This window comes from Nocardia sp. CS682 (genome assembly GCF_004634405.1).
Lineage (GTDB): Bacteria > Actinomycetota > Actinomycetes > Mycobacteriales > Mycobacteriaceae > Nocardia > Nocardia ninae.
This window is the reverse complement of record NZ_CP029710.1, coordinates 8,494,382-8,519,512: the sequence shown is the minus strand read 5'-3', so window position 1 is coordinate 8,519,512 and position 25,131 is coordinate 8,494,382. Positions and strand designations below refer to the sequence as shown.

The 25,131-nt window shown below is 66.0% G+C and carries 27 protein-coding genes and 1 pseudogene; 19 read left to right on the top strand and 9 right to left on the bottom strand.

Going from position 1 to position 25,131, the window contains the following annotated elements; genetic code table 11:
• Positions 1-362: 362 nt before the first annotated feature.
• Positions 363-677 (top strand): NIPSNAP family protein, encoded by a 315-nt coding sequence (locus DMB37_RS38525; RefSeq protein ID WP_135236934.1) that lies wholly within the window; start codon positions 363-365, stop codon positions 675-677.
• Here DMB37_RS38525 and DMB37_RS38520 read toward each other — a convergent pair.
• Positions 674-1,576: an aromatic prenyltransferase gene (locus DMB37_RS38520; protein ID WP_135236933.1), complete on the bottom strand. Its 903-nt coding sequence runs from the start codon at positions 1,574-1,576 to the stop codon at positions 674-676. The genes DMB37_RS38525 and DMB37_RS38520 overlap by 4 nt on opposite strands.
• Before the next feature lie 163 nt (positions 1,577-1,739).
• Entirely contained in the window at positions 1,740-3,470 is a 1,731-nt protein-coding gene (locus DMB37_RS38515; protein ID WP_135236932.1) for a DUF3556 domain-containing protein, read from the bottom strand.
• Between the two features lie 325 nt (positions 3,471-3,795).
• Here DMB37_RS38515 and DMB37_RS38510 point away from each other — a divergent pair, with 325 nt between their 5' ends.
• Positions 3,796-4,350 carry a DUF4760 domain-containing protein gene (locus tag DMB37_RS38510; protein WP_167769073.1) on the top strand — a complete coding sequence of 185 codons (555 nt, stop codon included), beginning with the start codon at positions 3,796-3,798 and terminating at the stop codon, positions 4,348-4,350.
• Positions 4,351-4,589: 239 nt separating this feature from the next.
• Here DMB37_RS38510 and DMB37_RS38505 read toward each other — a convergent pair whose 3' ends face one another.
• A complete protein-coding gene (locus tag DMB37_RS38505) occupies positions 4,590-6,200 on the bottom strand; it encodes an alkaline phosphatase D family protein (RefSeq protein WP_135236930.1) in 1,611 nt (536 codons plus the stop codon).
• A gap of 151 nt (positions 6,201-6,351) precedes the next feature.
• Here DMB37_RS38505 and DMB37_RS38500 point away from each other — a divergent pair, with 151 nt between their 5' ends.
• Positions 6,352-7,431 (top strand): ADP-ribosylglycohydrolase family protein, encoded by a 1,080-nt coding sequence (locus DMB37_RS38500; RefSeq protein WP_135236929.1) that lies wholly within the window; start codon positions 6,352-6,354, stop codon positions 7,429-7,431.
• A gap of 29 nt (positions 7,432-7,460) precedes the next feature.
• On the opposite strand, the gene DMB37_RS38495 is transcribed toward DMB37_RS38500, so the two are convergent.
• Positions 7,461-7,859: an NUDIX domain-containing protein gene (locus tag DMB37_RS38495; protein WP_370465280.1), complete on the bottom strand. Its 399-nt coding sequence runs from the start codon at positions 7,857-7,859 to the stop codon at positions 7,461-7,463.
• Positions 7,860-7,981: 122 nt separating this feature from the next.
• On the opposite strand from DMB37_RS38495, the gene DMB37_RS38490 reads away from it, so the two are divergent.
• The 6 genes from DMB37_RS38490 to DMB37_RS38465 all read left to right on the top strand — a co-directional run bounded on the left by DMB37_RS38490 (position 7,982) and on the right by DMB37_RS38465 (position 11,721).
• Entirely contained in the window at positions 7,982-8,749 is a 768-nt protein-coding gene (locus DMB37_RS38490) for a thioredoxin domain-containing protein (protein WP_167769072.1), read from the top strand.
• Between the two features lie 77 nt (positions 8,750-8,826).
• Positions 8,827-9,489 (top strand): peptidylprolyl isomerase, encoded by a 663-nt coding sequence (locus DMB37_RS38485; RefSeq protein WP_135236926.1) that lies wholly within the window; start codon positions 8,827-8,829, stop codon positions 9,487-9,489.
• Positions 9,490-9,576: 87 nt separating this feature from the next.
• On the top strand, positions 9,577-10,365 hold the full coding sequence (locus tag DMB37_RS38480) for a 2-phosphosulfolactate phosphatase (protein WP_135236925.1): 789 nt from the start codon (positions 9,577-9,579) through the stop codon (positions 10,363-10,365).
• Positions 10,366-10,445: 80 nt separating this feature from the next.
• Complete coding sequence (gene msrB, locus DMB37_RS38475; protein ID WP_107656227.1) at positions 10,446-10,901, top strand: peptide-methionine (R)-S-oxide reductase MsrB; 456 nt, start codon at positions 10,446-10,448, stop codon at positions 10,899-10,901.
• Positions 10,898-11,413 carry a peptide-methionine (S)-S-oxide reductase MsrA gene (gene msrA, locus DMB37_RS38470; RefSeq protein ID WP_167769071.1) on the top strand — a complete coding sequence of 172 codons (516 nt, stop codon included), beginning with the start codon at positions 10,898-10,900 and terminating at the stop codon, positions 11,411-11,413. Before msrB ends, msrA begins: the two co-directional genes overlap by 4 nt.
• Positions 11,414-11,562: 149 nt before the next feature.
• Positions 11,563-11,721 carry a hypothetical protein gene (locus tag DMB37_RS38465; protein WP_206055119.1) on the top strand — a complete coding sequence of 53 codons (159 nt, stop codon included), beginning with the start codon at positions 11,563-11,565 and terminating at the stop codon, positions 11,719-11,721.
• On the opposite strand, the gene DMB37_RS38460 is transcribed toward DMB37_RS38465, so the two are convergent.
• A complete protein-coding gene (locus DMB37_RS38460) occupies positions 11,718-12,968 on the bottom strand; it encodes an ROK family transcriptional regulator (RefSeq protein WP_135236924.1) in 1,251 nt (416 codons plus the stop codon). The genes DMB37_RS38465 and DMB37_RS38460 overlap by 4 nt on opposite strands.
• A gap of 101 nt (positions 12,969-13,069) precedes the next feature.
• Between DMB37_RS38460 and DMB37_RS38455 the strand changes: the two genes are divergently transcribed.
• Entirely contained in the window at positions 13,070-14,593 is a 1,524-nt protein-coding gene (locus DMB37_RS38455; protein WP_135236923.1) for a carboxylesterase/lipase family protein, read from the top strand.
• A gap of 180 nt (positions 14,594-14,773) precedes the next feature.
• Here DMB37_RS38455 and DMB37_RS38450 read toward each other — a convergent pair whose 3' ends face one another.
• Entirely contained in the window at positions 14,774-15,340 is a 567-nt protein-coding gene (locus tag DMB37_RS38450; protein WP_135238081.1) for a hemerythrin domain-containing protein, read from the bottom strand.
• Positions 15,341-15,463: 123 nt separating this feature from the next.
• A complete protein-coding gene (locus tag DMB37_RS38445; RefSeq protein WP_135236922.1) occupies positions 15,464-16,735 on the bottom strand; it encodes a sodium:proton antiporter in 1,272 nt (423 codons plus the stop codon).
• A gap of 349 nt (positions 16,736-17,084) precedes the next feature.
• Here DMB37_RS38445 and DMB37_RS38440 point away from each other — a divergent pair.
• Positions 17,085-17,543, top strand: a pseudogene (locus DMB37_RS38440) (thioesterase family protein); the annotation flags it as partial.
• A gap of 95 nt (positions 17,544-17,638) precedes the next feature.
• Positions 17,639-18,067, top strand: a complete 429-nt coding sequence (locus tag DMB37_RS38435; protein ID WP_135236920.1) for an SRPBCC family protein — start codon at positions 17,639-17,641, stop codon at positions 18,065-18,067.
• Positions 18,068-18,139: 72 nt separating this feature from the next.
• On the opposite strand, the gene DMB37_RS38430 is transcribed toward DMB37_RS38435, so the two are convergent.
• Entirely contained in the window at positions 18,140-19,249 is a 1,110-nt protein-coding gene (locus DMB37_RS38430; protein WP_135236919.1) for an NADH:flavin oxidoreductase, read from the bottom strand.
• Positions 19,250-19,481: 232 nt separating this feature from the next.
• Between DMB37_RS38430 and DMB37_RS38425 the strand changes: the two genes are divergently transcribed.
• Positions 19,482-19,928, top strand: coding sequence for a MarR family winged helix-turn-helix transcriptional regulator (locus DMB37_RS38425; RefSeq protein ID WP_135236918.1), 447 nt, complete (start codon positions 19,482-19,484; stop codon positions 19,926-19,928).
• 268 nt (positions 19,929-20,196) lie between these two features.
• Complete coding sequence (locus tag DMB37_RS38420; RefSeq protein ID WP_135236917.1) at positions 20,197-20,802, top strand: hypothetical protein; 606 nt, start codon at positions 20,197-20,199, stop codon at positions 20,800-20,802.
• A 436-nt stretch (positions 20,803-21,238) separates the two neighbouring features.
• On the opposite strand, the gene DMB37_RS38410 is transcribed toward DMB37_RS38420, so the two are convergent.
• Positions 21,239-21,574 (bottom strand): hypothetical protein, encoded by a 336-nt coding sequence (locus tag DMB37_RS38410; RefSeq protein ID WP_370465279.1) that lies wholly within the window; start codon positions 21,572-21,574, stop codon positions 21,239-21,241.
• A gap of 395 nt (positions 21,575-21,969) precedes the next feature.
• On the opposite strand from DMB37_RS38410, the gene DMB37_RS41120 reads away from it, so the two are divergent.
• The 5 genes from DMB37_RS41120 (at position 21,970) to DMB37_RS38385 (ending at position 25,125) form a co-directional block, all read left to right on the top strand.
• Entirely contained in the window at positions 21,970-22,125 is a 156-nt protein-coding gene (locus DMB37_RS41120) for a hypothetical protein (protein ID WP_206055118.1), read from the top strand.
• A gap of 147 nt (positions 22,126-22,272) precedes the next feature.
• Positions 22,273-23,754, top strand: coding sequence for a phospholipase D-like domain-containing protein (locus DMB37_RS38400; RefSeq protein WP_135236915.1), 1,482 nt, complete (start codon positions 22,273-22,275; stop codon positions 23,752-23,754).
• Positions 23,755-23,823: 69 nt separating this feature from the next.
• Positions 23,824-24,228: a GerW family sporulation protein gene (locus DMB37_RS38395; RefSeq protein WP_135236914.1), complete on the top strand. Its 405-nt coding sequence runs from the start codon at positions 23,824-23,826 to the stop codon at positions 24,226-24,228.
• 118 nt (positions 24,229-24,346) lie between these two features.
• Positions 24,347-24,646, top strand: coding sequence for a hypothetical protein (locus tag DMB37_RS38390; RefSeq protein ID WP_135236913.1), 300 nt, complete (start codon positions 24,347-24,349; stop codon positions 24,644-24,646).
• 83 nt (positions 24,647-24,729) lie between these two features.
• On the top strand, positions 24,730-25,125 hold the full coding sequence (locus tag DMB37_RS38385; RefSeq protein WP_135236912.1) for a hypothetical protein: 396 nt from the start codon (positions 24,730-24,732) through the stop codon (positions 25,123-25,125).
• Positions 25,126-25,131: the final 6 nt, after the last annotated feature.

Genomic DNA, 25,131 nt, shown 5'->3' with positions numbered 1-25,131 from the left:
AATCGGCCGAACAGCCGACAGGACTGAGACTCGCGCGCTTGCCCTGGGTTAGGCGGAGACTCGCGTCGAGGAGACGGGGCGGACGTCCACGGCCACCCGGCGGCGCGGGGCAGCACGGCGCTGCGCCAAATGCGCGGCCACCACCATGGCATGCGCTGCGATCACGACGGCTGACGCAGTACCGATTCCCACCAGCAGCAGAACCACGACAGATACCGATCCTTCCGAAGCACTGTTTCGACGGCGCGCACTGTGCGTCGCCCGACGGGCTGTATGCCCCGGGTTCAGTAGGCCAAACAGTGTGTGACCCACGACACAATGCCGCGGCAACTTGGCGGCCGGTGCGGTCGTAGCCTGGGGCCATGATCACCTGTGTTGTGGAGTATGTGATCGATCCCGCGAAGATCGACACGTTCGAGCGGTTCGGCCGCCGGTGGATGGAGCTGGTCGAGCGGCACGGCGGCACCCATCACGGCTATTTCCTGCCCGCGGAAGGCGCCAGTGACAAGGCGATGGCCTTGTTCAGCTTCGCCGGCCTCGGGGCCTACGAGCAGTATCGGGCGCTGTTCGGCGTCGACCCCGACTTCATCGAGGCCGATCGCATCCGCGATGAGAGCGGCTGTGTGCTCCGCTACGAGCGCACCTTCATGCGGCCGCTGCTTCCCGGCAGCGGCTAGTCCCGAGTGACCTGCGGTTCGGTGCCGCCGGGGAAAGCCGGACGTTGGGCGGCGAGATACTCGGCCTGGATCTTGTAGTAGCGGGAAGTGGCGTCGTAGGCGGTGTAGAACACGAAGCCGCGGGTTTCCGGGTCGGCGAAGGGGGCTTCCTCGACGAAGCGGGCCAGTACCGGGTCGAGGTGGGTCGGGAAGGTCGTGGCGGTGCAGCGCAGCGGGAAGCAGATGCGTTGCATGCGTGGCGAAGTCCAGGAGAACGTGCGGTACAGGTTGAAGGTGCGGCCGAGCAGCGCCAGTTCCTCGTCGGTGGCCGGCACGAAGTCGAGGTCGGCCAGGATCGTGCTGATGTCGGCGGCGGTGAGTTGGCCCGCTTCGAACACCTGTGAGTACAGGTTCATCGTGCGGGCGGCGAAATCCACGCCGAGGATGCCGATTCGGCCGCCGTAGCGCGACAGGTGCGCGGCGTGCGCGCGGGCGGATTCGGGCATGCCGGGGAAGGCGAGTATCCGCTCCACACCGACGAGTTCGGGGAAGATCAGCCAGATTTTCTCCACGCCACCGGCGAGCGCTACATCGACGCCCGCGCGCACGGGCAGGGCCGCACAGATCTCGGCCAGCAGCTGTTCCATCGGATGGCCGGTGTAGGTGAGCAGTCCGGCGTCACGCAGGGTCTGGATCAGCTCGGTCGGTTCGCCGGGGTGCATCACCCGTGCGTTGACCTGCCGTTCCGGGACCGGCTGTGTGGTGGTTCGCACGGCGACGAAGGAGCCGGTCCACAGATCGGACAAGGTATCCAGCACCGGATCCATCACCGCCGGGTCGTAGCGGGCCTCGGCGATGCGCGCGTATGCCCGCAGGTCTTGCCGGAAGCGATCGAGAGTCGGAACGGCGGATGTGCGCATGAGTCACCTCGAATACCTAACCGCCACAGGCGGTCCGCAGCCGCCGATGGCTCAGGAACAAGAATGTCGAACACAATGCCTTGGGCACAGGATAGTCGCGTGGTGGCGCGGGGTCCGAGTTTTCTGCGGTATTGCTGCGACGACGGCTGCCGCGGTCCGGCGATCAGGCCGGACCGCTGTGACGGACATGGACGGGCACGTCGTCGGCCCACGGCTGCCGGGTCACCATGTCGGCGACGTAGACGACCCCGCGCTCGAACTCGCCGGTGGCGGCGTCGACGAGCCGATACTCCTGCGTCCCTTGGTGAATCGGCTGGGCGTCGAGCAGCACGACACGCACCTCGCCGGGCTCGAACCGGCATCGCTGCTGCATCGCCGCGATGAGTTGCTCGTTGTGCATGTGGCCGTCGCCGAAGTTCCAGCCGAGCGCGGTGCTGCAGATACGCTCACCGTCGGTGATGGTGTACTCGTCCTCGCGCCCGGGTGGCATGGCTCGATGCACGAGGGTGAACAGCGCGCGGCCGTGAGTGTTCATGGCGCGGAAGGCATATCCCATGAACATCGGGATCTGCGCCCGATCCTTGCCGTAGAACCGCTCCAGCTGTGCCTGCGGCATACTGGCGATCGCGACGATGCCGCTGCTGATCTTCGCGGCGGCCGACGGTTTGATGCACCACAACGTCGTGTCCCAGTTTCCTGCGTAGTAGCGCATGCCGGGCAGGAACGAGATCTTGCGCGGGAACAGGTTTCCGGCGATGACGATGCCGGCGATCACCAGGAACAGCACCGCCACCGGTAGCGGATTCTGCAGGCCGCCGAGACCGAGGTCGGCGTGCGCGACGAACAGCACCAGCACGCCGAAGATCATGAAGACGTTCCACTCCAGCGGCACCCCCATGGGAATGGCGGTCAGGATCATCAGGTGGAAGCCGATCATCGCGATCGCCGCGATCGTGGTCGGCAGACCACCGTGCGAGAAGAACAGCACCAGCGGGGCGCACATCTCGACGGCGGTGCCACCGTGGGCGAAGATGCGGGACAACCGCCCTGGGCGCAGATCGTCGGGGAAGTTCTCGAAAAACTTGCGCTTCAGCGACTTTCGCCGGAAGACCGGACTGTTGGACATCATGGTGGACACCACGAACGGGAAGTGCTTGTTCAGCTTCGAGGTCGCCGCGCCCATCCAGATCACCACGAAGACCACCTTCGCGGCGACGATCATGTCGGCGCCGGTGAACAGGAAAGTGACTGCCAGCGTGGCATACACCTCGCCCCGCGCCGCCAGGAAGATCACCTTGTCGCGCAACCCGATGATTGCGAGCAGGCCGAGCACCGCCGCGACTTGCCAGACCGGCAACAGTCCCACCGTCGTACCCAGCTCCGGTACCGGGCCGGTGCCGTTGGACAGCACCGCGATCGACGTCATCACCAGCAACGCGGCGTACAGCGCGACATCCACCGGCGTGCGCGTGGTGCCCCTGGTCAACGGGACCCGCTCAGGCCACGGCGGCAATCGAATCGTCTTGGGCCGCAACCAATACAGGATCGAACCGAGCGGCGGAAAGAACCTGTTGTTCAGCGGCCCGAACCCACACCCGAGCCCGACCACCTCGAACAGCAACGTATACAGCACGACCTTCTGGAAGACGACCGGCTCCGACCACCAGTCCCCCACGCTCGTGAACCCATCGATGCCCTTGGTGGACAACACGATCAGCCAGCCACCGAGCACATACAGGCACACCTTGCCCGCATAGAACAGATGCAGCACGACCGGCGTCCCGAACCCCACCTCGGCCCAATGCCGAGCCATCGGCCGAATCCGTTCGCTCCGAGTGCCTTTGCTCCACTCCGCCATATCGACCACCGGCAGGTCGGGTTCCAGAAACCCCATCGAGCACTCTCCGATTCGACGACACCGAGGCACCCACCCGAATCAGGGACCTCGCGGTCCTTCGATACGTTGACAGGTCAGCAATGCCGTGTCAACGGTCCGTCCCAAGATCAGCCCGCCCTCCTGGACAGGTGATCACGGGGAACTGAGGCTGTTGCCCACTCGACCGATGCCAGCACCATTTCCCCATGATCAATCGACCAATAGGCTCGACCGGCCGATCCTTACGAGCGCGATGTCGGTCGTTTGCACGACTGACCGCAGAGCCCCTCGAACGGACAATTGACCGATGGGATCGGTGTCCACCTACGAAGCCGCGAGCCTCGTGCTCGGCGCGGGAGCCCTCGTTCTCAATACCGCGGTCTTCGGCCTACTCATCTGGCAGCTGAAACTGCTCCGCCGCCAGGTCGCCGATTCCAGCAGATCGCTCGATCTGGCCACCAGCGAGGCGGCAGCCGAGAACGTCCGACAGCGAAAGCAGACAACCCTGGATTTCATCGGCACAACAATCGAGAAGCAACACGATCTGTTCGGACGGTTGAAGACCGATGCGCAGTTCATGGAGAAGGCCAGCGATCGCGACACCGTCGAGTACTTGGTCGTCCGCGACTACCTGAGCTACCTGGAAGACCTCTCGGTTGGCGTCAATATGGAGGTTTTCGATCGCGAGGTTGTCGACCGCAGCATCGGTGGCCGGATAATCCGCGTATGGTTCGAGCTTTACGGCGACTGGATCCAGCGCGAACGGACAGATCTCGACAGCGATCGCCTTTACGAGGAAGTCGAAGCCCTCGCGAAATCGCTGAAAGCGTCCCGCGATGCAGCCGACAGGTCACGAGTTCCTGCCGAGGCGTCCCGCGCGGCGATACGCACTCGATGAGCCGACCAGTCACGCAAAGTCGGACATAGCATTCCCTTGCCAGAGCCGGGTCTTCCAGCAGCCCCCTCGCCACAGCGGCGCTCCAGAATCGTCCGGCGGGACAGATGATCATGGGGAACTGAGGCTGTCGCCCGCTCGACCGACACCAGCACCAAATCCCCATGATCAAATGACCAGCTGGGCCCTGTGTCCAAGTCGGGCGGAGGCGCTGGATGGGACTTCGACACAGGGCGTAGGGCCTAGCGGCGGTGGTCGCCGAGAGGGAGGTCCAGCTCCGCAACTTTGATAAGGCTGTGGTCTGGGCGGGCGGATTCCAGGGTGAATCTGGCGGCGCGGCCGGTGATGTGGAGGGAGGCGATGGAGTTGCCGAAGTGGGGGCCGGTGACTTTGTGCCAGTGGACCGGGTCGGGTGAGATGCCGCGGCGGGCGGCGTGGTGGCGCAGTGCTGCGGCAATGGGGGTGGCCCAGGAGAGGGCGAAGGCGGGGCGGAAGATTTTGGGTGGGTCGTTGTGGACCGGCGAGCACACCAGTTGCAGCACTTCGGATTTCGTCGGTTGCGCGTAGGTGGCGCGGGCGGCGTAGCTGTGGTGGACGTCGCCGGACAGCACGCAGATGGTGCTCGGCGCGTCGGGTGCGGTGCCGAGCCGGTGGATCAGTCGAGCCAGCCGTTCGAAGGAGGCGCGGAAGGCCGGCCAGTGCTCCAGATCGGCTGCCTGCCTGACCTTCTCACCGAGTCGCCCGCGCCAGCCCGGTTGGCTCGCCGCGCGCTCGTTGAGCGATTGCAGGTAGCTGAGCGCGTGCGGCATCAACCAGGGCAGCGACGAGCCGATGAGCAAGTGGTCGTAGTCGCCTGCGGCGTTCTCCTCGATCCAATCGAACTCGTCGGAGCCGACCATGAGCCGCTGACCGTCGAGGATGCGTCCGCTGCGGGTGTCGATCACCAGCAGCCGGATCCGGCCGAAGTCGCGACGGTAGCTCCAGCGGGTGGGTTTGCGGCCGTCGACCTCCTTGTCGGCCTCCTCGGCGAAGTCCTCCAGCAGATCCTGCACGTCGACGCCCGCCTCGGTCACCTTGCTGTACAGCAGGTTTCGCGTGAGCTCGTCCGGGCCCAGGTTGCCGATGTGCTGATACACCCAGTACGACGCGAGCCCCGCGCGAATGCGCTTGCGCCACCACGGCTTCGCCGCCATCCGCTCCCGCCAGGTCCGCGAGGTGTTCCAGTCGTCGCGCACGTCGTGGTCGTCGAAGATCATCGAGGTCGGCACGTTCGACATCAGCCAGCGAATCTCCGGGTCCGACCACGACTCGTGGTACAGCTCGGCGTACTCGCGGAACGACACCACCTCCCCCGCCGGCTCCTGCCCGCCGCGCCGCTGCGCCAGCCACTCCTGCATCCGAGGTGTCGGCTCGTCGGCGTACACCTGATCCCCGAGCAGCAGCAGCGCATCCGGCCACTCCTGCTCGGGCAGGCCCTGCATCCGCATCGCGTACGCGTCCAAGGCGTCGGGTCCGAGCTTGTCCGCTGTCATCTCTTCGGGAGTCGCCTTGGCCGCCCGGCACGAGCCGAAAATGATCTTCTCGACCGCTTGCGTGCGTATCCGGCACGGCGGCAACGGGGACGCCGGTTCCGGCCAGGCGACCACGCCGTCCAGCGCCACCTGGTAGGGAATGGACGCGTCAGGTTCCAGCCCGTCGACGACTACCAGCGCGAAATGCTGCTCCCCCACCTGAAATGTCCGCGCCCGCCGACCGAGTACGTCCACTTCGCACGCACCGTCCGTCTCTACCCAGACCGTCGCCGAGGTCGCATCCACATGCCGCAAAACCGGGCCCAAAACCAACTCAGCCATACCAGTCGACGTTACTTCGTTAAGCGCCACCGAGGTTGGCAAGTGAGTTCAGCGGATACCGATCTGCTGCCCCGTAAGCGTCCCGCGATCGACGCGCCCACTGATGTGACAGCGCGACACCGACCGACTCGGTCGGTAATGATGTTGTCTCATGGTGGATTACGCGATGATTTTCGACCGGGTTCGGGGATCTCTGCTGGGTGGGGCGGTCGGGGACGCGTTGGGGTGGCCCATCGAATTCCAGACGCTGACGCAAATTCGCGACCGATACGGCGCGGACGGAGTAACGGGTTTTCTGCCGCAGCACGATGACGGTGCGCCGCAGCAGATTACCGACGACACACAAATGACCTTGTTCACGGCGGAGGGTTTATTGCGGTCGGTGCCGGGCGCCGACCCCATGCCCGCGCTGCGCCGGGCGTATCTGCGCTGGTTACAGACTCAGCAGGCGGAGGGTCCGGCGGCCGACAGTGATGGCTGGCTGGTGAGTTTGCCGTTTCTGCACGCGGTGCGGGCGCCGGGGAACGCGTGTATGTCCGGGCTCCGCAGACAGGCGCTGAGTTATCTTGCGCCGGAGCCGTTCGGCGCGAACGGGCCGGTGAATTCGCACTCCAAAGGTTGCGGCACCGTCATGCGGTCCGCACCGTTCGGGCTGGCCGGGATGGGGCCCGAGCATGCGTTCACGACCGCGGCGCGGGCTGCGCAGTTGACCCACGGACATCCCACGGGTTACCTCGCCGCAGGTGCGTTCGCGGCACTGGTCGATCGGGTGGTGAGCGGGATCGAGTTGCCGATAGCGGTGCGGGAGACCATTGCTCAACTCACCGACATTCCGGAGAGTGCGGAGACAATCGACGCGTTGACGCGAGCGGTCACGTTGGCCGAGGACGCGCCCGCCGCCGAACAGGTCGAGCAGATAGGCGGCGGATGGATCGCCGAGGAGTGCCTGGCTATCGCGGTGTACTGCGCCGTGCAAGCGGCCAGGACCGGCGATGTGCGCGCGGCACTTCTGCTGTCGGTGAACCACTCCGGTGACTCCGATTCCACCGGCGCGGTGGCCGGGAACCTGATCGGTGCGATGCACGGTGTCTCCGCGCTGCCGATGGACTGGGTGGCCACGGTGGAGGGGCGCGACGTGCTGATTCAGGTGGCCGATGACCTCGTCATGAACTTCGGCGTCGGCGATCGGTCCGCACTCGCCGCGCGATACCCGCTCGATGAGGGGCGATAACTCGCGCTGTCGAGCAATACTCGGTCCGCCTACCAGTCGACCGCACCGAGCTCGTGCAGCCTGCGGAACACCAGCATCGACCCGGGCGCCACATGCTCCATCGCGGCGTACTCGCTCACCGTGAAGTACCGCAGCTCCGCGATCTCACTGGTCGGCTGCGGGTCACCGTCGAGTTCCGCGGTGAAGCACGTCATGTGCAGCTGGGTGCCGGACGCGTGCCCGTACGCCTCGGCCAGGAACACCCCGAGCTCGTCGCAGGACACGATGCCGACGCCGAGCTCCTCCCTGACCTCGCGATGCAGTGCCAGTTCGGGCGTCTCGCCGGGGTCGATCTTCCCGCCCGCCATGTAGAAGACTTCCTTGCCGATCGATCGCGCCTGCAGCAGACGACGATCCCTGACGTGGGCCAACGCGGCTGTGCGAATCACCGGCCCCACCCTACTTTTCCGGCTCGGGAGCGGGTCGACCGGTCGGCGCCCCAAACCCCATCGGCAACCATTAGGGTGGCGGAACGAAACTGTTCGAGCGGCGAGAAGCACGGGGGCACATAGTGAACACCACGCAGGGCGACTGGTCGAGCCTCCCGTCGGAGTCGCAGCGCGCCGCGCACAATCGCAAGGTTCTCGTCGGATTGGTGACAGGCGGTGTGCTTTTCATCCTCGTCTCGGCACTGTGCGTGGGGATCGTTGCGCAAGATCTGACCAAGGATGTCGTCGGTACGCCGAAGCCGGTGCAGAACTCCGCGCAACTCCCGGGTGCCCCCGCGGGCGTCACCGATACCGGTGCGGTCCGGGTCGGCGATCCCGGCGCGAAAGTCGTGGTCCGTGTCGTCGCCGACTTGCAGTGTCCCGCATGCCAAATGTTCGACCGGGCCAATGCCAGAGTCCTCCAGGAGGCGGCGGCCAGCGGTTCGGCCATCGTCGAATACAACGTCATCTCGTTCCTGGACCGGGCCTCGACCAATCAGTACTCGTCCCGGGCGGGCAACGCGTCGTTCTGCGTGGCCGAGGCGGACCTGTCGAAGTACCAGGGGTGGCTGGTCGCGATGTTCGACAACCAGCCCGCCGAAGGCGGTGACGGCCTGGCCGACGACCGGCTGATCGAGATCGCCAGGGAGTCCGGATACGCCGATGCCACAGTGGCCCAATGCATTACCGAGCGCAAGTACGACTCGTACCTGCGGGTGAAGACCAAAGAGGTACTGGCGGGCGGAGTCAACTCCACCCCGTCGGTGTTCGTCAACGGTCAGCAGGTCGCCGACGCGGAGCATCTGTTCGCCCCCGACGGTCTCGGTCCGCTGATCAGCGCCACGCGGTAGTAGCCGGTCGAACAAGAACGTGCCCGAATTGCGGCTTTGCCGAACTTGTTTCGGTGAGATCCGCTAGCTTGCTCGCTATGAACTCACGCTGGGGCGCCGCGCTCGCCATCTCCGTCCTATCGTTGTCCGGCCTGGTTGCCGGCGCTGCCCCGGCCTCGGCAGGCCCGCCCGTGGTGACGTGCGCTTTCACGCCGACCCCGGACAATCCGGCGGCCCGCCCGGTGCTGCCACCGCCGCCGGTCGCGCTGGCCGTGGGCACGATGGACGTGACGTTCCAGTTCAACTACGGCCCGGTGACCGTGCGACTCGACCGCGCGGGCGCCGCCCCGTGCGGCGTGCAGAACATGGCGAGCCTGGTGCTGCAACGGTTCTACGATCAGAGCCAATGCTGGCGGCTGACCGACAGCGCCCGTCTCGGCGTCCTGCAATGCGGCGACATCTACGAGGTGGAGAAGGGCGGTCCCGGTTACCAATTCCCCGATGAGGTCGACGGCACCGAAACCTACCCGCGCGGCACCGTAGCCATGGGCAACCAGGGGCCGGGTACCAATGGCAGCGAATTCTTCATCGTGCACTCCTTCGCCAATATTCCGGCGAACTACTCGGTGCTCGGGCAGGTCGTGCGCGGCATGGACGTGCTGGATCGGATGGTCGCCGCCGGCATCACGCCCACCGAGCGCGGTCCGCGCGACGGGCTGCCTGCCGAGCCGGTGGTGATCACCAGCGCCCACCTCGGCTAGCCGGTTCGCGTTGCCCCGCTGCCGAGCTGATCGGTTGGTGCAAGCAGGTTGTGTAAGCCACACTGGTCTGCTGACAGAGGGGCGTGCATGGCGGATATTCCGGAGTGGTCGAAGCAGCTTCCGTGGGGAGTTCGGATCGAGTGGGGCTCGGCAGGCGCGCGAGCGCTCGGGCCCGATAGTGCAGCGCTCGTCGTGATCGATGTGCTGTCGTTCACGACTTCGGTGTCGGTTGCGGTCGAGGCTGGGACGCGGGTGTTTCCCTATCCGTGGCGCGACGAGACAGCCGCGGCGTTCGCGGCGAGCCAGGGCGCGCGGCTGGCGGTCGGACGTAAAGCCGCGTCCGCACAGCAGCCGTGGTCGCTGTCTCCTGCGGCGTTGCAGCGGGCACCCGCCCCGGCCCGGCTGGTGTTGCCCTCGCCGAATGGGTCGGCTATTTCGGCGTCCGTCCGTGGCGTGCCGGTGATCGCGGCCTGCCTGCGGAACGCGTCCTCGGTCGCCCGGTGGATCGTCGAGCAAGGTTGGGGCACTGCGGAGCGGCCGATCGCGGTGATCGCCGCGGGCGAGCACTGGCCGGGACACAACGTGCTGCGGCCCGCGATCGAGGACTGGCTCGGCGCTGCCGCGGTCATCTCGGCCCTCGCCGAGCACGGCGCCGGGCCGCTGTCGCCGGAGGCTGCGGCGGCCAAGACTTGCTATGACGCGACCGACGACGTGCCACGGCTGATCGCCGAGTGCGCCTCCGGCCGCGAGTTGGCGGCGATCGGGTTCGCCGACGATGTCGCCGTCGCCACCGAAATCGACGTGAGCAAGACGGTTCCGGTGCTGGTCGACGGCTCATTCGTCGACGCGTCGGCCCTCGACGCGGCACACTGGTGACGCAAGTGTGACGTCCCGCTGGGCGGGGACTTTCCGAACCGGGTCGCGGGTTATACGTGGGGCCGATATGAGGAGGTCATGTGGCACAGGAATACAACAGGAATCCCGCGGCCGTCGCCGCCCTGTCACCTGAGCAGTACCACGTCACCCAGGAGAACGGGACAGAACGGGCGTTCACCGGCGAGTACTGGGACAATCACGAACCCGGTATCTACGTCGATGTGGTGTCCGGTGAGCCGTTGTTCGCGTCGGTCGACAAGTTCGACAGCGGATCGGGATGGCCGAGTTTTACCAAGCCGATCGACGCCGGGAACGTGGTCGAGAAGCGGGACTTCAGCCATCTGATGATTCGCACCGAGGCGCGTTCGGCGCACGGCGGCAGCCATCTCGGGCACGTGTTCACCGACGGGCCGCGCGAGGCAGGCGGCCTGCGGTATTGCATCAATTCCGCGGCACTGCGTTTCATCCACCTCGATAACCTCGAGGCGGAAGGTTACGGACAGTACCGGACCCTGTTCACGAAGGAGGACGCGTGACCGACACACGCAAGGCGATTCTGGCCGGCGGATGCTTTTGGGGCATGGAGGACCTGATCCGCAAGCAGCCGGGGGTGTTGTCGACTCGGGTCGGCTACACCGGCGGGAAGAACGACAACCCCACCTATCGCAACCACCCGGGCCATGCGGAAGCCGTGGAGATCATCTACGACCCGGCGCAGACCGACTACCGGGCGCTGCTGGAGTTCCTGTTCCAGATCCACGATCCGACCACGAAGGACCGCCAGGGCAACGACATCGGTACCAGCTACCGGTCCGCCATCTTCTACCTCGACGAGGAGCAGAAGCGGATCGCGCTGGACACCATCGCCGACGTGGACGCGTCGGGGCTGTGGCCCGGCAAGGTGGTCACCGAGGTGACCCCGGCGAGCACGTTCTGGGAGGCCGAGCCGGAGCACCAGGACTATCTGGAGCGCTACCCGGACGGATACACCTGCCACTTCCCCCGTCCCGGGTGGAAATTGCCGAAGCGGGAGACCGCCGCACAGTAGTCGCGGGTCGAAACACCTTCGGGCACAAGTCAACCAGCTGAGAACAACCGACTGCGCCACCTTCAGGGGTGGCGCAGTCGCTGTCTATTGTTAGCGCAGGAACGTTGCTACTGCTCAGCGTCGACGAGACCCAATGATCCCATGCGGGATTGACCATCACCCGGCTGCGGGAGACCGAGCTGCTGCCCTGGCCCAGATTCGAACGCATGATTCGCGATGCGGACAGCGGATGGTGGCGACTCCCTCCTGCTGACGCCCGCATTCCGCTCCTGTACGCCGTGGCCGCGACCAAGGCCGGGGTCCCCTAGCTCGCGGGAAACACCGAACGGTTCGAGGCCGCGACGCTGCGCGGGACGGTGGTGGGGTCGGAGAGGGCTACGCGGCGGGCGAATTCGATGACGCCGAGGAGGGTGGCGTCGGTGCCGAGGCAGGCGGGGATGACGGCTGGTTCGATGTCGGGGACCAGGGCTCGGCGGCCGGCGAGCTGGTGCCGGATCGATGGCTCCAACCATGGAAACCATTGCGCGAGTGTGCCGCCGAGGATCACTTCGTCGATGTCGAGCAGGGCGGTGATGGACAGTATCGCGGTGCCCAAGGCCTGTCCGGCGAGATCGGCTGCCGCGCGGGCGCGTTCGTCGCCGCGGTCGAGTGCCTGGGTCAGCTGGTCGGTGGCGGGGCCTAGTCCGTTGCGCCGCAACAGATCACCGAGGCCGGCGGCGGTGAGCAGCGCCTCGGGACCCGCGTAGCAGACCAGGCAGCCGTGCGCACCGCAGGCGCAGGGCGGACCGTCGATGGCGACGGGCAGGTGGCCCGGCTCGCCGGCGATGCCGTGGCTGCCGGTGTGGATGCGCCCGTCCAGCACCACTCCGCCGCCGATGCCGGTGCCCGCCGCGATGTAGACGACGCCGCGCGGTCGCCGTGGCTGCGCGTGGTATTCGGCCAGGGCGGCGGCGTTCGCATCGTTGATCACGTCGATCGGGCACGTCCTCCCCGGCAGCCGGGCGGCGATCAGCGCACGTAGTCGGACGGGGCGCAACCAACCGAAATCCGGTGCGACGAGCACGGTTTGCGCCTCATCGGCGGCGACCGGCCCCGCCATCGCGACCGCGACGCGCACCAGTTCCGCGCCGGGTGGCGCCGCCGCTTCGGCCCGCCGGACCGCGGTGGCGACCGCGTCCGCCATGGTGGCGGGCACGCCTGCGGCACTGTGGTGCGGCACGGCGTCCTGCCACACGATCGTGCCCGCGAGATCGGCGACGGCCACGCGGAGCTGTTCGGCGCTGATCTGCACCGCGACGGTCACCGCACGGCGCGGGACAATTCGGAGCAGGCGGCGCGGACGCCCGCGGGCGCCGCTGGTCAGCACACCGTCTTCGCGCAGCAGCCCGCGGGCTGTGAGGTCGGCCACCAGGGTGGTGACCGACGCGTGCGACAGGCCGGTGGCCACGGCGATCTCGGTGCGCGCGCAGGGCCCGTGTTCGGCGACGTGGCGCAGCACCGAGCCAAGGTTGCGGCGGCGGACGGCCACCGAATCGTGTGCCGGACTTGTCTCCACAATCCAACAATAGGCTGGTCACGAATTTTTTCAACCGTTGACTTATTTCCGGCGCAACCGCGAACATGCCTTGGTCAACCCACACACGAATCGAGGTCGCAATGCCCCACCTGACCCGCCGGACGGTGCTGCTCGGAGCAGGCGCGCTGGCATTGGCCGCCGCGTGCTCGTCCGAGCGCGCTCCGTCGGAGGTCGTCCAGACGACATACGGTCCGGTCCGGGGCAGCCGACGCGACACCGGCATCGCGTTCCTGGGCGTGCCGTTCGCGAAGCCGCCGGTCGGTGAGTTGCGGTTCGCCGCTCCGGTACCGCCCGCGCCGTGGACCGAAACGCTGGAGTGCACCGCGTACGGGCCCACCGCCCAGCGCCGATCGATGGGTGCGGTGACCACCATCCCGGAGCCGAGCATTCCAGGTGCGGCCATCCTCAACCTGAATGTCTTCACTCCCGACCCGTCGGCGCGCGGGCTGCCGGTGCTGGTGTGGATCCACGGCGGCGGCTTCGTCGCGGGCAGCCCGGCCAGCCCCTGGTACGACGGCACCGCGTTCAATCGTGATGGCGTGGTGGTGGTTTCGGTCGGTTATCGGCTGGGCATCGATGGCTTCCTGAGCCTGGACGGCGCTCCGGACAATCGAGCGGTGCTGGACTGGATCGCTGGTCTCCAGTGGGTTCGCGACAATATCGCGTCGTTCGGTGGCGATCCGGCTCAGGTCACCATCGCCGGTCAGTCCGCGGGCGGCGGGGCGGTCTGGGCGCTGATGGCCACGCCGTCCGCGCGTGGCCTGTTCCGTGCGGGCATCAGCGCCTCCGGGGCGGTGACCCAACCGAACGATCTCGCCGCGGGCCGCGCCGTCGCCGAGTTGTTCACCCGGCGCACCGGGGTGCCCGCGACGGCGGCCGCGTTACGCGCGCTGTCCGAGGACAAGGTGCTCGATCTGCAGGACGCGCTCCAGGCGCCGGGGCCGGGCAGCGAGAGCGTGCCGATGCTCGGCTTGGCACCGTTCGCCGACGGCCGGCTGATCCCCGACGCGACACCGGCGATGTTGAGCAACGGTGCGGGCGGCGACATTCCGCTGCTGCTCGGCTTCACCAGGCATGAATTCAATATGGCGGCAACCATGCTCGCGCAGAATCCGGAAGCGGCGGCCGCCAGCCCGCTCGCGCTCGCCGGTCGAGGCGCCGACATGGACGCCTACCGTGCCGCCTATCCCGGCGCGGACCCGACCCAGCTGGCTGGTCAAGCCATCAGCGACAGCATCATTCGGGGACCGTCGTATCAGGTCGCCGAAGCACGCGCCGGACTGAACCTCCCGACCTGGCTGTACGAATTCGACTGGACCTCAACGGCTCCCAGCTATCGCGGGCTGGCAGCGCATTGCTTGGACCTGCCGTTCGAGTTCGATCTGCTGAAGGCTCCCGGCGTCACCGACGTGGAGGGCGATGCACCGCCGCAAGCACTGGCCGACGCCATGCACGCGTCCTGGGTCGCCTTCATCAAAAACCGTGACCCGGGCTCGAATTGGCCCCGATACACACTGGACAAGCGGCAGACGATGATCTGGTCCGATCAGAGCCGTGTCGAACCCGACCCATTCGCTGCGCAACGCCGGATCTGGACATCGTGATACCCGAGCACAGAGTTCAGCGGCGGAGAAGTCTTCGGTCGATGCGTCGCCGCCTGCGCAGCGCCACGACAACCACCGCAGCGAATCATGCAGTGGCCGTTGCCTGCTGAACAACGTGAGCGGCGGTTGGGCTGCAGTGCCGCGACCGCCGCTTGTGCTACCTCCTAGCGAAAGGTGTTATTACTGACGCGGTTTCGAGATTGCGTCGCGGACACGGTCGAGCACTGCGGCGAACGGTCCCGCGAACATGTTCGCGGGTGCGGACTCCACACCCGGGTGCGGCCGGGTCGGCGCGGTCTTCTCGGCGAATTCGACAACGCCGCGCATCCGCTCCAGGTCGTCCTGGTCGAGCTGGGTGCGCAGCTGCTTGAATTCTTCGCTTTCCTCGTGCCCGGCGTGGTTGAGTACCGCGTCGCGCAGGGCAGCGAGTTTCACGCCGAATTCCGGTGCGTTCACATTCATCTTGTCGAGTTCGGCCAGTGCTTGCTTGGCCTTGTTCTCCTCCTGCAACCGGGCGTCCACGATGGCGTCGCCGTTGTCGAGCGCACGGCGAGCCCGCGGGTGGACGATCTCCTCCTCGGCGGTCTCGTGGACCGCGAGCAGCCGACGCAGCTCGAAGAACTTCTGCTCCCGTTCCTCCGGGGTCACCGCCGCGGCGGTTTCGGTGAACAGCTGACGAATCCGATTGTGTTGTTCCACTAGGAAGTCGATGACATCCGCAGTGCTGTCGATGCGTTGTGTCGCCATGGTTGATACCTCCTGGTCGGCCTGGGTGGCCGGGCTGATAGCCACCCATCGACGCCCTACCCGGCTTGCCGGCGCACAAACGACAGGGAACAAGGTCGTTCAGCTCGCACGATTCCGACCGCGTCAGGCACTCTCCTTGCCGCGGATGTTCTCCAGATGTTTCATCACCCAGCCCGCGCTGGCACCGTGGACGAGCACGGACAGGACGATCGTGAATGCCGTGATCGCCCACAGGGCCTCGGCTTCGGAGGAAAGGTCCGCCTGGGTCAGGCCGTAGGAGACGTAGTAGATCGAGCCGATACCGCGGACGCCGAAGAATGCCGTGACGGCGCGCTCTTTCGGCGCCATCTCGTCGCAGCGCTGCAATGCCAGCCACCCGGCGAACGGCCGGAAGACGAAAACGAGCAGTACACCGAGTGCGACTCCTTGCCAGGACAGCGCGGTCAACAGTCCGGTGGTCAACGCCGCTCCGAGCAGCAGCACTACCAGCGTCAGGACATGTTCCAACTGTTCGACCAGGCTGTGCATCTGTTCGTGGTATCCGCTGTCGCGCTCGATCCGTCGCATGGCGATCGCGCACGCGAACACCGCGAGAAAGCCGTAGCCGCCGACGAGTTCGGTGAGCCCGTAGACCGCGAACACCGCGGCCAAGGCGGCGATCGGTTCGCCCTGGTCGGCGAGTCGTGCGTTCTCGATGGGGAATCGGAACAAGCCGCGCCCGAGCAGGTCCCCCACGATTGCCCCGAGGACGGCGCCGACCGCGATCTTGCCGAGCAGTTCCCAAGCGAACCAGCCGGCGAACCAGTTCTGCACCGAGCCGTGGGTGGCGAGGAAGATCGCCAGGTAGACGAAGGGGAAGGCAAGGGCATCGTTGAGGCCCGCCTCCGACGTGAGCGCGAACCGCACTTCGTCGTCCTCCTCGGCGGAGCTCGCGCCGCCGGGCGTCGGCCCCTCCACCTGCACATCCGAGGCCAGCACCGGGTCGGTGGGCGCCAGCACTGCGGCGAGCAGAACGGCGGCGGCAGGCGTCAACGCCGCCGCCCACCACCCGAATACCGCCACGGCCGCGATGCACAGCGGCATCGTGATCAGCAGCAGCCGCCAGGTGGAGCCCCAGGTACGCCAGTGCAGCGGACGGTCGATGGCCAGCCCGACACCCATCAGCGCCACGATCACACACAGCTCCGCGACGTGTTCGATCACGGTCGGATGGGACAGCGGCGACACCGCCCGCAAGCCGGTCGGCCCGATCACCAGTCCGCCGACCGCCCCGACCCCCAACATGAGCATCGGCGCGGTGATCGCCCGATCCTTGAAGAGCCGAGGCAGCGTCGCCGCCAACAACAATGCGACTCCGGCGATCAGATACGCACGTTCGATATCGAGCTCGTTCATCGTTGTTGCCACGCCACTGCACAAGCACCTGTCGATCGGAGCAGAAAATCAAGATCTACCCGGTCGATGTCGTCCGAAACTCCGGGCACACTCGTTCGCGAGCGACTGCACCAGTCCGGCGCACGCCGTTCGACGGTCGCGTGATTCGACAGCACAAGCTGATGTGGTTTTGACTCGGCGGCCATGCACAAGTGCTCAAAACGCCTTCCGCAGGAAACGAATTCGGACATGGCAGGCAAGGCGTCGGCTGTACCAAGCAATTGCTTGGTTGTAGCCTGAGCCTCGTAACTGCTGACAGCGCGGGGAAGGTGGCGGTGTGTGATCCCTCGAATGTGACGTCGATACGGCGTGGATCGATATCAACAATCACATGAACGCCCAGCACTACGGGATCGTGGTCTACCGCGCCCATGCCGCGTTCACCGACGCGCTCGGCCTCGGAGACGAGTACGTCCGGACAACCGGGTTCGGGAAGGTCGTCGTGCAGTCCGCCATGACTTACGAACGAGAGGTGCTGCACGGGTCACGGCTGGCCGTCGATTCCTGGCTGCTGGGGGTAGATGCCAAGCGGCTGCACTTCTTTCATGAGGTGCGCAATCTCGGCGACCGGACACGGGTGGCCGTCTCCGAACAGCTGGACCTGCACGTCGACCTCGGGACGAGGAGAACCGCGGCGATGCCGGACGACGTCCGCGCCCGGCTCACACAGTTCACCGCCGAACAGCGGGAGGCCGGTGGCCATCCCGAAGGGACCGGGCGCAGGATCAGATTCCCACGAATCGTCGATGCCGCTCAACCCGAATCATGATGGTGCCGTGAGGCAGACCACATCGCGCGATGTCACGGTCGAGGGCCGAGTGGTGTCCAAGAGTCATGTCCGGAACAACGCCAAGAGGGATCGATATGGAAACCATCGTTGTCGAACGCACCATCGCCGCACCGCTCGAGAAAGTCTTCGAGTGGTGTGCCGACACCACGAATTACGAACGCACAGCTTGGGTGTTGCGTGACAAGCTCACCCGCCCGGGCGAAGGCGCGGCGTACGGGGTCGGCGCGATCCGGCGGCACACCTGGCTGATCGGTCACTTCCATGAGCGAATCACCAGCTATGACCCACCACATTCGTTCGAGTATGTCGTCGACCGCAGTTTTCCGCCGATACCGCACAAGGGCGCATCGATGACGTTCACAACAGTGCCGGGCGGGACCGGGGTGGCTTGGACCACCGCCATCGATGCGGGTCCCCTCGTAGGCAGGATCGCCAGAACCGTGGTCGGCCATGTGTTCGGGCGAATCCTCAACGCCTGCAACAAGGAACTTGCCAGCAAGTAATAGTCGATGCACTGCATCCCTGCCGACGGTCCATCGAGTTCGCCCAGCGAGCGAGATGGGTAAAGGCTGGGATCAGTTGAGGGACTTCAAGACTGCGCGATCGAAAGCGATCGTCTCATCGAGGCGGCCTTGCAGCGCCTTGGTGGCCCAGTCGGGATTGGCCAGCAGTGCCCGGCCGACGGCGACGAGGTCGAACTCGTCGCGCTCGAGGCGATCGAGCAACTGATCGATGCCCGCCACGCCGGCTTGCTTCTGCCAGCCGCCGGAACCGACGAACTCCTGGTCCAGCCCGATCGAGCCGACGGTCATCGTTGGCTTGCCGGTGAGCTTCTTGACCCAGCCGGCCAGGTTGAGGTCGCTGCCGTCGAACTCGGGTAGCCAGTATCGGCGGGTCGAGGCGTGGAAGGCGTCCACACCCGCGTCGACCAGTGGCGACAGGAGCTGATCCAGTTCGCCCGCGCTCTCCGCGATCTTGGCCTCGTAGTTCCCGGACTTCCACTGGGAGAGCCGGAAGAAGAGGGGGAAACCGGGAGAGACGGCGGCACGCACGGCCTCGACGATCTCTACGGCGAACCGGGCCCTGGACGCCGGGTCACCGCCGTAGCCATCGGTGCGCTGGTTGGTGCCGCTCCACAGAAAGCTGTCGATCAGATAGCCGTGCGCGCCGTGCAGTTCGGCACCGTCGAAGCCGAGGCGCTCCGCCGCGGCCGCCGCCTCGGCGAAGGCGGCGACCGTCTCGTCGATATCGCGCTGCGTCATGGCTTTTCCGGTCGCATCCCCGGTCAGCCCCACCCCGGACGGGCTTTCGGCGGGCGGCTCGGTCGCGGTGCGCGCCACTCCCGTGTGCCACAGCTGCGGAATGATCTTGCCGCCCGCGAGGTGCACCTGCTCGACCACGTGCGCCCAGCCGGCGAGCGACTGCCCACCGTAGAAGTGCGGCACGTTGTCGTAAGCGCCGGCCGCGGCCCGGTTGATATACGTGCCCTCGGTGACGATAAGACCCACATTGTTGGCCGCCCGGCGGGCGTAGTACTCGGCGACGTCGGTTCCCGGAACGCCGTCCGGCGACATATTTCGCGTCATCGGGGCCATCGCGATCCGGTTCGCAACGGTCAGGTCGCCGACCGTGAACGGGCGATCCAGCAACCGCCGGATCCGAGTGGTGTCTACTACCGAGGTCATATCGTCTCCGAAATCGGCGCCGAGCCGGTGCCAGCACCGTCGGCGGCCGCAGTCTGTGGAAGAGCAGGGTTAACGGGGGCGCTCGAGCCGCCAGATAGTTGAGCAACTCAAGCAACTTCTCGACAGTACATCCGAGAGTGTTTGATTTTGTCAAGCATTCTGTCGAGCGTCACGGGCGTAAGCATCCGTCGAGAAACTTGAGTTCATCAAGTATTCGGCATACCTTTGCACTGTGCCACGCTCCTCGCCACCGGTCGCGCCGACCGCCCTCGATGTCATGGCGACCCTCGCGGAGTTCTGCCGCGTCTACCAACAGGACTTTCTCGCCGCGGCACAGGGGTTGGATCTGACCTACAGCCAAGCCAAGCTCCTCTTCCTGCTGGCCGAACCGCGAGCAATGCGCGATCTGGCCGAAGCTTTGTCCTGTGACGCATCGAACATCACCTTGCTCATCGATCGATTGGAGCAGCGTGGACTGGTCGAGCGGCACATCGACCAAGCCGATCGCCGCGTGAAGAAGGTCGTTGCCACCGCCGAGGGCACCGCGATCGCTCAGCAGGTGCGCGAGCGGATGCACGGCGTCCGCGCGGCGCTGGAAACCCTGACGCCGGCACGCCGGCGCAACCTGCAGGGCATCCTCGAGCAGCTACATGCCCATATGACAAGCAGCCCGGACTGAACCCTCCCTGCCCCCGCACCCAAAAGCCTTGCAGTGCAAACAATTAGGCAGCGCTGTTCTGCTTGAAACGACGGTTGGATGCCGCCGAATACGGTGACCCCAGCCAGCAAAATGCGTTGTGATGAAGGTGTATCCCATCCATGGCAGGTGCGGCTCCGAATCAGGTCTGTGTCGATCCTGCGTTTCGGGCGTGTGGTCGGCCGTCCTGAGTTCGGCGCTATCAGCGGAGGTTGGAATGGGATCTCGTATGCGGAGGATGTGCACGGCATTGGCGATGACCGCGGCGGTGCTGTGCACCGGGATCGGTGTCTCGGCGCCGGCGCACGCGAAAACCCCGTGGGAGGGCAAGTGCACTGGCGCGAACGCTTGGGAAGCGGCGGAGAAGGAGTTGATCATCCAGGCGTGTCAGCGCGCCTACAGCGCCGCCGCTCGCGCATGGGCGATCGTACAGAGCGAGACCGTCACCGACGCTCTCGCCGAGGGTCTCGCCGCGCGTATGATCGAGAATGAAGCAGGCCCCGACGCCATTCAGGAACTCCGTCAGAAGCTCGGCGAATACACCCTAGGGGCTTCAAAACACGCCGATGACGCCGACGACAAAGGCACCGACGCCAACCATGCCGCCGAATACGCCGCCGGTGCCGCCGCCCTCACCGCCGAGCTCGTCGATCTCGTCATGCAAGTCAACGCCGCCATCGACCTCGACGGTGCCCGCGCCGCCGCCGACGCCGCCGCGAAGGCTATGGAGGAGCCCACGAATTCGGCGCTCGCCGACAAGGCGGCGGAGGCTGAGGAGAAGGCTGTCGACATGACGAACAAGAGGCTGGGCGTTCCTGAGCTGGTGCGGATCCCGCGACTCACCCCAGCGGAGTAATCGAAACGCGCCCCCTCGACGACCCTGCGTGCCGATGGCCTTTTGCGCCAGGCAGGTCCGACCTGCCGACTACGTGTGTCGAGTTCGGCCCGCTCGATCCCCACGGGACGCCTTGGCGTAGCGGGGTTCAGCGTGGCCGCGACTCGGCCTCCGCTGGGATGGCGGCGTCGAGTAGTGCTCGTGCGGCTGCTCGCGCATATTCGGCACAACCGGTGTCGTTGAGGACCATCGAGCGACTCGCGGCGCCATCGGCCAGCAGATGGATTACGCACCGTCGCCGACCTGGCGGAGCTGATCGTGGTCCGTTCGTTGTTCGGAGGCCCTCGACTCGACGGGGTCGCACGCCAGGCCACGACCGCGACGAAGACGGTCTATAACCCGGCGAGTACACCCCGGTCGGCGACCCCGTCGTGGAGAATGCGCCGGCTCCGCATTGCTAGTGCCCGACTTGGTCGGTCAGGGAAAGTCCTTCCTTGGCCTTGATTCGACGATGCTCGAGCAGGAGCCAGCCCGAACCACCCAGCAGGGAGACTGCGCACACGATCGCGCCGATCGTCGCCCACCCACGGAAGCCGGACCCGGCCGCGGTGAGCGTCGCACCGAGTGCAGCGATACCCACTACCCACAACAGGATGCCGGGGATGTTGTAGCCGTCTTGTATCCCTTCCCCAGCGTGGCTGCGCGAGGTCCGTGTCGCATCGGAAGAAAAGCCGTCGGACTCGCGGTCACGCGAGGCCGTGTCGTTCTCGTATATTGCGTCGAGGTTAGCCATCTGATAGCTCCTTCGGTATCTATCCCCCTGGCGTGCTTTCCCCAGCTCCGATCGAGCAAACCCGACGGACCACAGCCGTGGGGAGATACTGCTTACAGTGAGTCCGTACTGCTGCGCCGGATCAGCCGCTGGCGAGCATTACCACGAGAGTTGTAGAAGCCGAAGGTTTGCCTGTGTCCCACGTCGGCCACACGGCAACGGCAACGGCATACCGGCTGTCGGCCCCGTTCGCACCAACGGGGACCGATGTGCGAAGGCAGCGGCCGGTGGATCGGCGTGCTCAGGTTGCGGTCGCGTCCAGGGATTCGCTACCCACCGCCCATGTGGGACCCGGACCTCCCCGACGAGATCATCCCCGTGCCCACTGCCGACGCCGAAGCCATGGCACGACGATCGTGACGGAAGAAGGGCTGTTCACCGGAGCCTCCCCCGGCGTCAACGTCATTGCGGCCATCGAACTCGGGCAACGACTCGCCCCCGACACCAACATCCTGGTGGACTCCGGCCTGAAATACCTCAGCACGAACGTGTTCCGAAAAAGTGAGGTCTGAAACAGATCAACCCGGCCCGGCACCGCGCAGGCCGCGCCAGAGGACTGCGTCCTCGCCGCGGTACCTGAATTCTCGGCTGTTACCAGTACTCTGAATCGTTCACCTGCGGGAACGGGTGTCCGGCCGGACGGGAGAACTGACTACAGCATGAGCGACGAGCAACAAATCCTCACCCCCGGCGACACCTGCTGGCAGATCGCCCGGGCCGATCGGCTGGCGTGCATCGTCGATGCGGCAGACTATTTCCGCTATGCCAAGTCCGCGATGTTGCAGGCCCGCAAGCGCATCGTGCTGATCGGCTGGGACTTCGATACCCGGATCAAGTTCGAACCGCAGGGCAAGACCCTCGAGGGACCTGATCGGCTGGGCAGATTCTTGTCCTGGCTGCCGAAAGTGCGACCGGAGCTCGAGATCTATCTGCTGAAATGGAATGTGGGTGCGTTCGCCGCGATCAGCCGCGGGATGACACCGATCTTCGTCGTCAATTGGATCACCGATCGACGGCTGCATTTCGAAATGGACGGCGCGCACCCGCTGGGCTCGGCGCACCATCAGAAGATCGTGGTGATCGACGACGCGCTCGCCTTCTGCGGCGGCATCGACATGACCGTCGACCGCTGGGACACCAGCGACCACCGCGACGACAACCACTTCCGCACCAAGCCGAACGGCAACCGGTACGGACCATGGCACGACGCGACCACCGCCGTCGACGGTGCCGCGGCGAAGGCGATCGGCGAATTGGCCAGGGCCCGATGGCAGGCGGCGACGGGACAGCAATTGGCCGCGGTCGACGAAATCACCGGGGACACACCGTGGCCGGACGGGCTGGAGCCGACGATGCGGTCCGTGGATGTCGGTATCGCGCGGACCTTCCCCGAGCTCGCCGACCGCGCCGAGGTCAGGGAGATCGAGGCGCTGTATCTGGCGGCGATCGCGGGCGCCACGCGGTCGTTGTACATCGAAAGCCAGTACCTCGCCTCACGCACCCTCGCCGAGGCGATCGCCGCGCGGCTGCGCGAGCCGAACGGTCCGGAGATCGTGCTGGTGCTGCCGCGGCACGCCGACGGCTGGCTCGAACAACAAGCGATGGACGGTGCTCGCCGCCGCCTACTGCATCTGTTGTGGCAGGCCGACACCGAGAACCGGCTCGGCGTCTACTACCCCGTCACCGACGCCGGCGCCCCGATCTATGTCCATGCCAAGGTGCTGGTGATGGACGATCGACTGCTGCGGGTGGGATCGTCGAACCTCAACAACCGTTCGATGGGGTTCGACACCGAATGCGATCTGGCCGTCGAGGTTACGCCCGCCACCGCGAACGGTGACCAGCTGCGCGAGACCATCCTCGGCATCCGGCGCCAGCTGATCTGCGAACATCTCGCTGCCGAACCCGCCAAGTTCGACGCCACCCTCACCGAGACGTCGTCGCTGCTGCACACCGTCGAGGCGTTGCGCGGCGACGGCCGGACCCTGATGCGATTCGAGCCGGCGACCGTCGAGAACGAGGACAGTCCGCTGGCGGAGAACGAACTGATGGATCCCGAACGCACGCCACCGAGCCTGTGGGACAAGCCATTACTGAGCCGGGGTATCCGCAGATTCAAGGCAGCGGGGGCGGCGCGCTGACAACTTCCGCTGTCGGCTGTCGGTTACTGTTCGGTGGAAGGCGGCGACGGTTGGAGAGGGTTCACGGCAATGGAGGCAGCACAGGAGCCCTACCCCTCGTTCAGTGCGATCGACAAGGCGGACGTCGCGGCGATCTCTGCGGGACTGCGTCAGAAAGAGGCGGGCGTTCTCGGTGAACAGGCCTATGCGGCAACAGTTTTCGGCGAACCCGTCACTGCCGAGGGCATCACCGTCATCCCCGTCGCCCGCGCACGCTTCGGATACAGTCGCACCGGATCCAGCGACGGAGCCGAAGGCGGCGGCGCAGACGTACGCGCCATGGGCTACATCGAAATCCGCGACGGCACTGCCCGCTACCGTCCGATCGGCAACCGAGGGAGCCGAGCCATCACAGCACTGATCGGCCTCGCCTCAGGACTCGCCGTCTCGAGGATCATTCACGTCCTGCTCAGGGATTCCCGCCCACGGTTCTGATCAAGTCCGCTCGTAGCTGAAGTCCGATTTTCCGCAGCAATCGCTCGCGAATTGATCCCTCGTTCAAATCGGCTGGCTGGCAAAGCTTCCCAATGCCCAGGGGACGAGCATCGGCGATATGGATGTCTTCTCCGGAAACGCCATCAAGGACGGGCGAAAGGTCGGACGCGGGGGAGGCACTTGCCAAGCCATCCATGTCGACGGGGAAAAGGTCACTACGCAGTGCTTGCTCACGATGCAGCTCGAGAGCGGCTCGGTCACGATGCAGGCGCTGTGGGTGCGGGGCTCGAGCCCGCTCGACATGGCCATCACCGGTGGAACCGGCTCCTACCTCGACGCTGAGGCAATGTTCGCTTCTGGAACATCGGGACACCGAACGAAAGAGTGCGCGCCGAAATTATCCGTTGATGGCTCCTGACACTTGCGCAGCCTCTGAAGGCCGTCGCCGCAGCCCCGACCGACCCACCCGCGCCGCCGACAGTACCGTGCGATGCTGCCGAGGTGGAGATCTGGGAGCACGACGGCAACCTGTACGAGGTCAGCTCGTACTACTGCCTGCCCGAGGACGCTTGGACCTATGCACTGCAAGGGATTACCGGTCCGCCCGGCACCGGGCCGCACCTCGATGTCAGCGTTGCGGACATGACTCCCGACGAGGGCCCGTTCGCCCCGAAGTCTCAGCACCACGGTGCGGTCAGCTTCGGGCCGGGGTCGATCCCTTGGCTGGTCCTGCGCCGGTTCCGCGACCAGGTGCAGACCTCAGGAGACATCTTCACCACGAGCCGACCAGCCGAGGTCGTCGGCGATATCCGGCGGACCAACAATGCCTGGCACTACGGGGACCAGCGATTCGAAGTCAACTCGTTCTACTTCAGCGATCGCAATGCATGGTGCTAAGAACTC

Bases quoted from the DNA above. Each gene is read 5' to 3' on its own strand.
- DMB37_RS38525 (WP_135236934.1), top strand. From the start codon at position 363: ATGATCACCTGTGTTGTGGAGTATGTGATCGATCCCGCGAAGATCGAC.
- DMB37_RS38520 (WP_135236933.1), bottom strand. From the start codon at position 1,576: ATGCGCACATCCGCCGTTCCGACTCTCGATCGCTTCCGGCAAGACCTG.
- DMB37_RS38515 (WP_135236932.1), bottom strand. From the start codon at position 3,470: ATGGGGTTTCTGGAACCCGACCTGCCGGTGGTCGATATGGCGGAGTGG.
- DMB37_RS38505 (WP_135236930.1), bottom strand. From the start codon at position 6,200: ATGGCTGAGTTGGTTTTGGGCCCGGTTTTGCGGCATGTGGATGCGACC.
- DMB37_RS38500 (WP_135236929.1), top strand. From the start codon at position 6,352: ATGGTGGATTACGCGATGATTTTCGACCGGGTTCGGGGATCTCTGCTG.
- DMB37_RS38485 (WP_135236926.1), top strand. From the start codon at position 8,827: ATGAACTCACGCTGGGGCGCCGCGCTCGCCATCTCCGTCCTATCGTTG.
- DMB37_RS38480 (WP_135236925.1), top strand. From the start codon at position 9,577: ATGGCGGATATTCCGGAGTGGTCGAAGCAGCTTCCGTGGGGAGTTCGG.
- DMB37_RS38455 (WP_135236923.1), top strand. From the start codon at position 13,070: ATGCCCCACCTGACCCGCCGGACGGTGCTGCTCGGAGCAGGCGCGCTG.
- DMB37_RS38450 (WP_135238081.1), bottom strand. From the start codon at position 15,340: ATGGCGACACAACGCATCGACAGCACTGCGGATGTCATCGACTTCCTA.
- DMB37_RS38445 (WP_135236922.1), bottom strand. From the start codon at position 16,735: ATGAACGAGCTCGATATCGAACGTGCGTATCTGATCGCCGGAGTCGCA.
- DMB37_RS38435 (WP_135236920.1), top strand. From the start codon at position 17,639: ATGGAAACCATCGTTGTCGAACGCACCATCGCCGCACCGCTCGAGAAA.
- DMB37_RS38430 (WP_135236919.1), bottom strand. From the start codon at position 19,249: ATGACCTCGGTAGTAGACACCACTCGGATCCGGCGGTTGCTGGATCGC.
- DMB37_RS38410 (WP_370465279.1), bottom strand. From the start codon at position 21,574: ATGGCTAACCTCGACGCAATATACGAGAACGACACGGCCTCGCGTGAC.
- DMB37_RS38400 (WP_135236915.1), top strand. From the start codon at position 22,273: ATGAGCGACGAGCAACAAATCCTCACCCCCGGCGACACCTGCTGGCAG.
- DMB37_RS38395 (WP_135236914.1), top strand. From the start codon at position 23,824: ATGGAGGCAGCACAGGAGCCCTACCCCTCGTTCAGTGCGATCGACAAG.
- DMB37_RS38390 (WP_135236913.1), top strand. From the start codon at position 24,347: ATGGATGTCTTCTCCGGAAACGCCATCAAGGACGGGCGAAAGGTCGGA.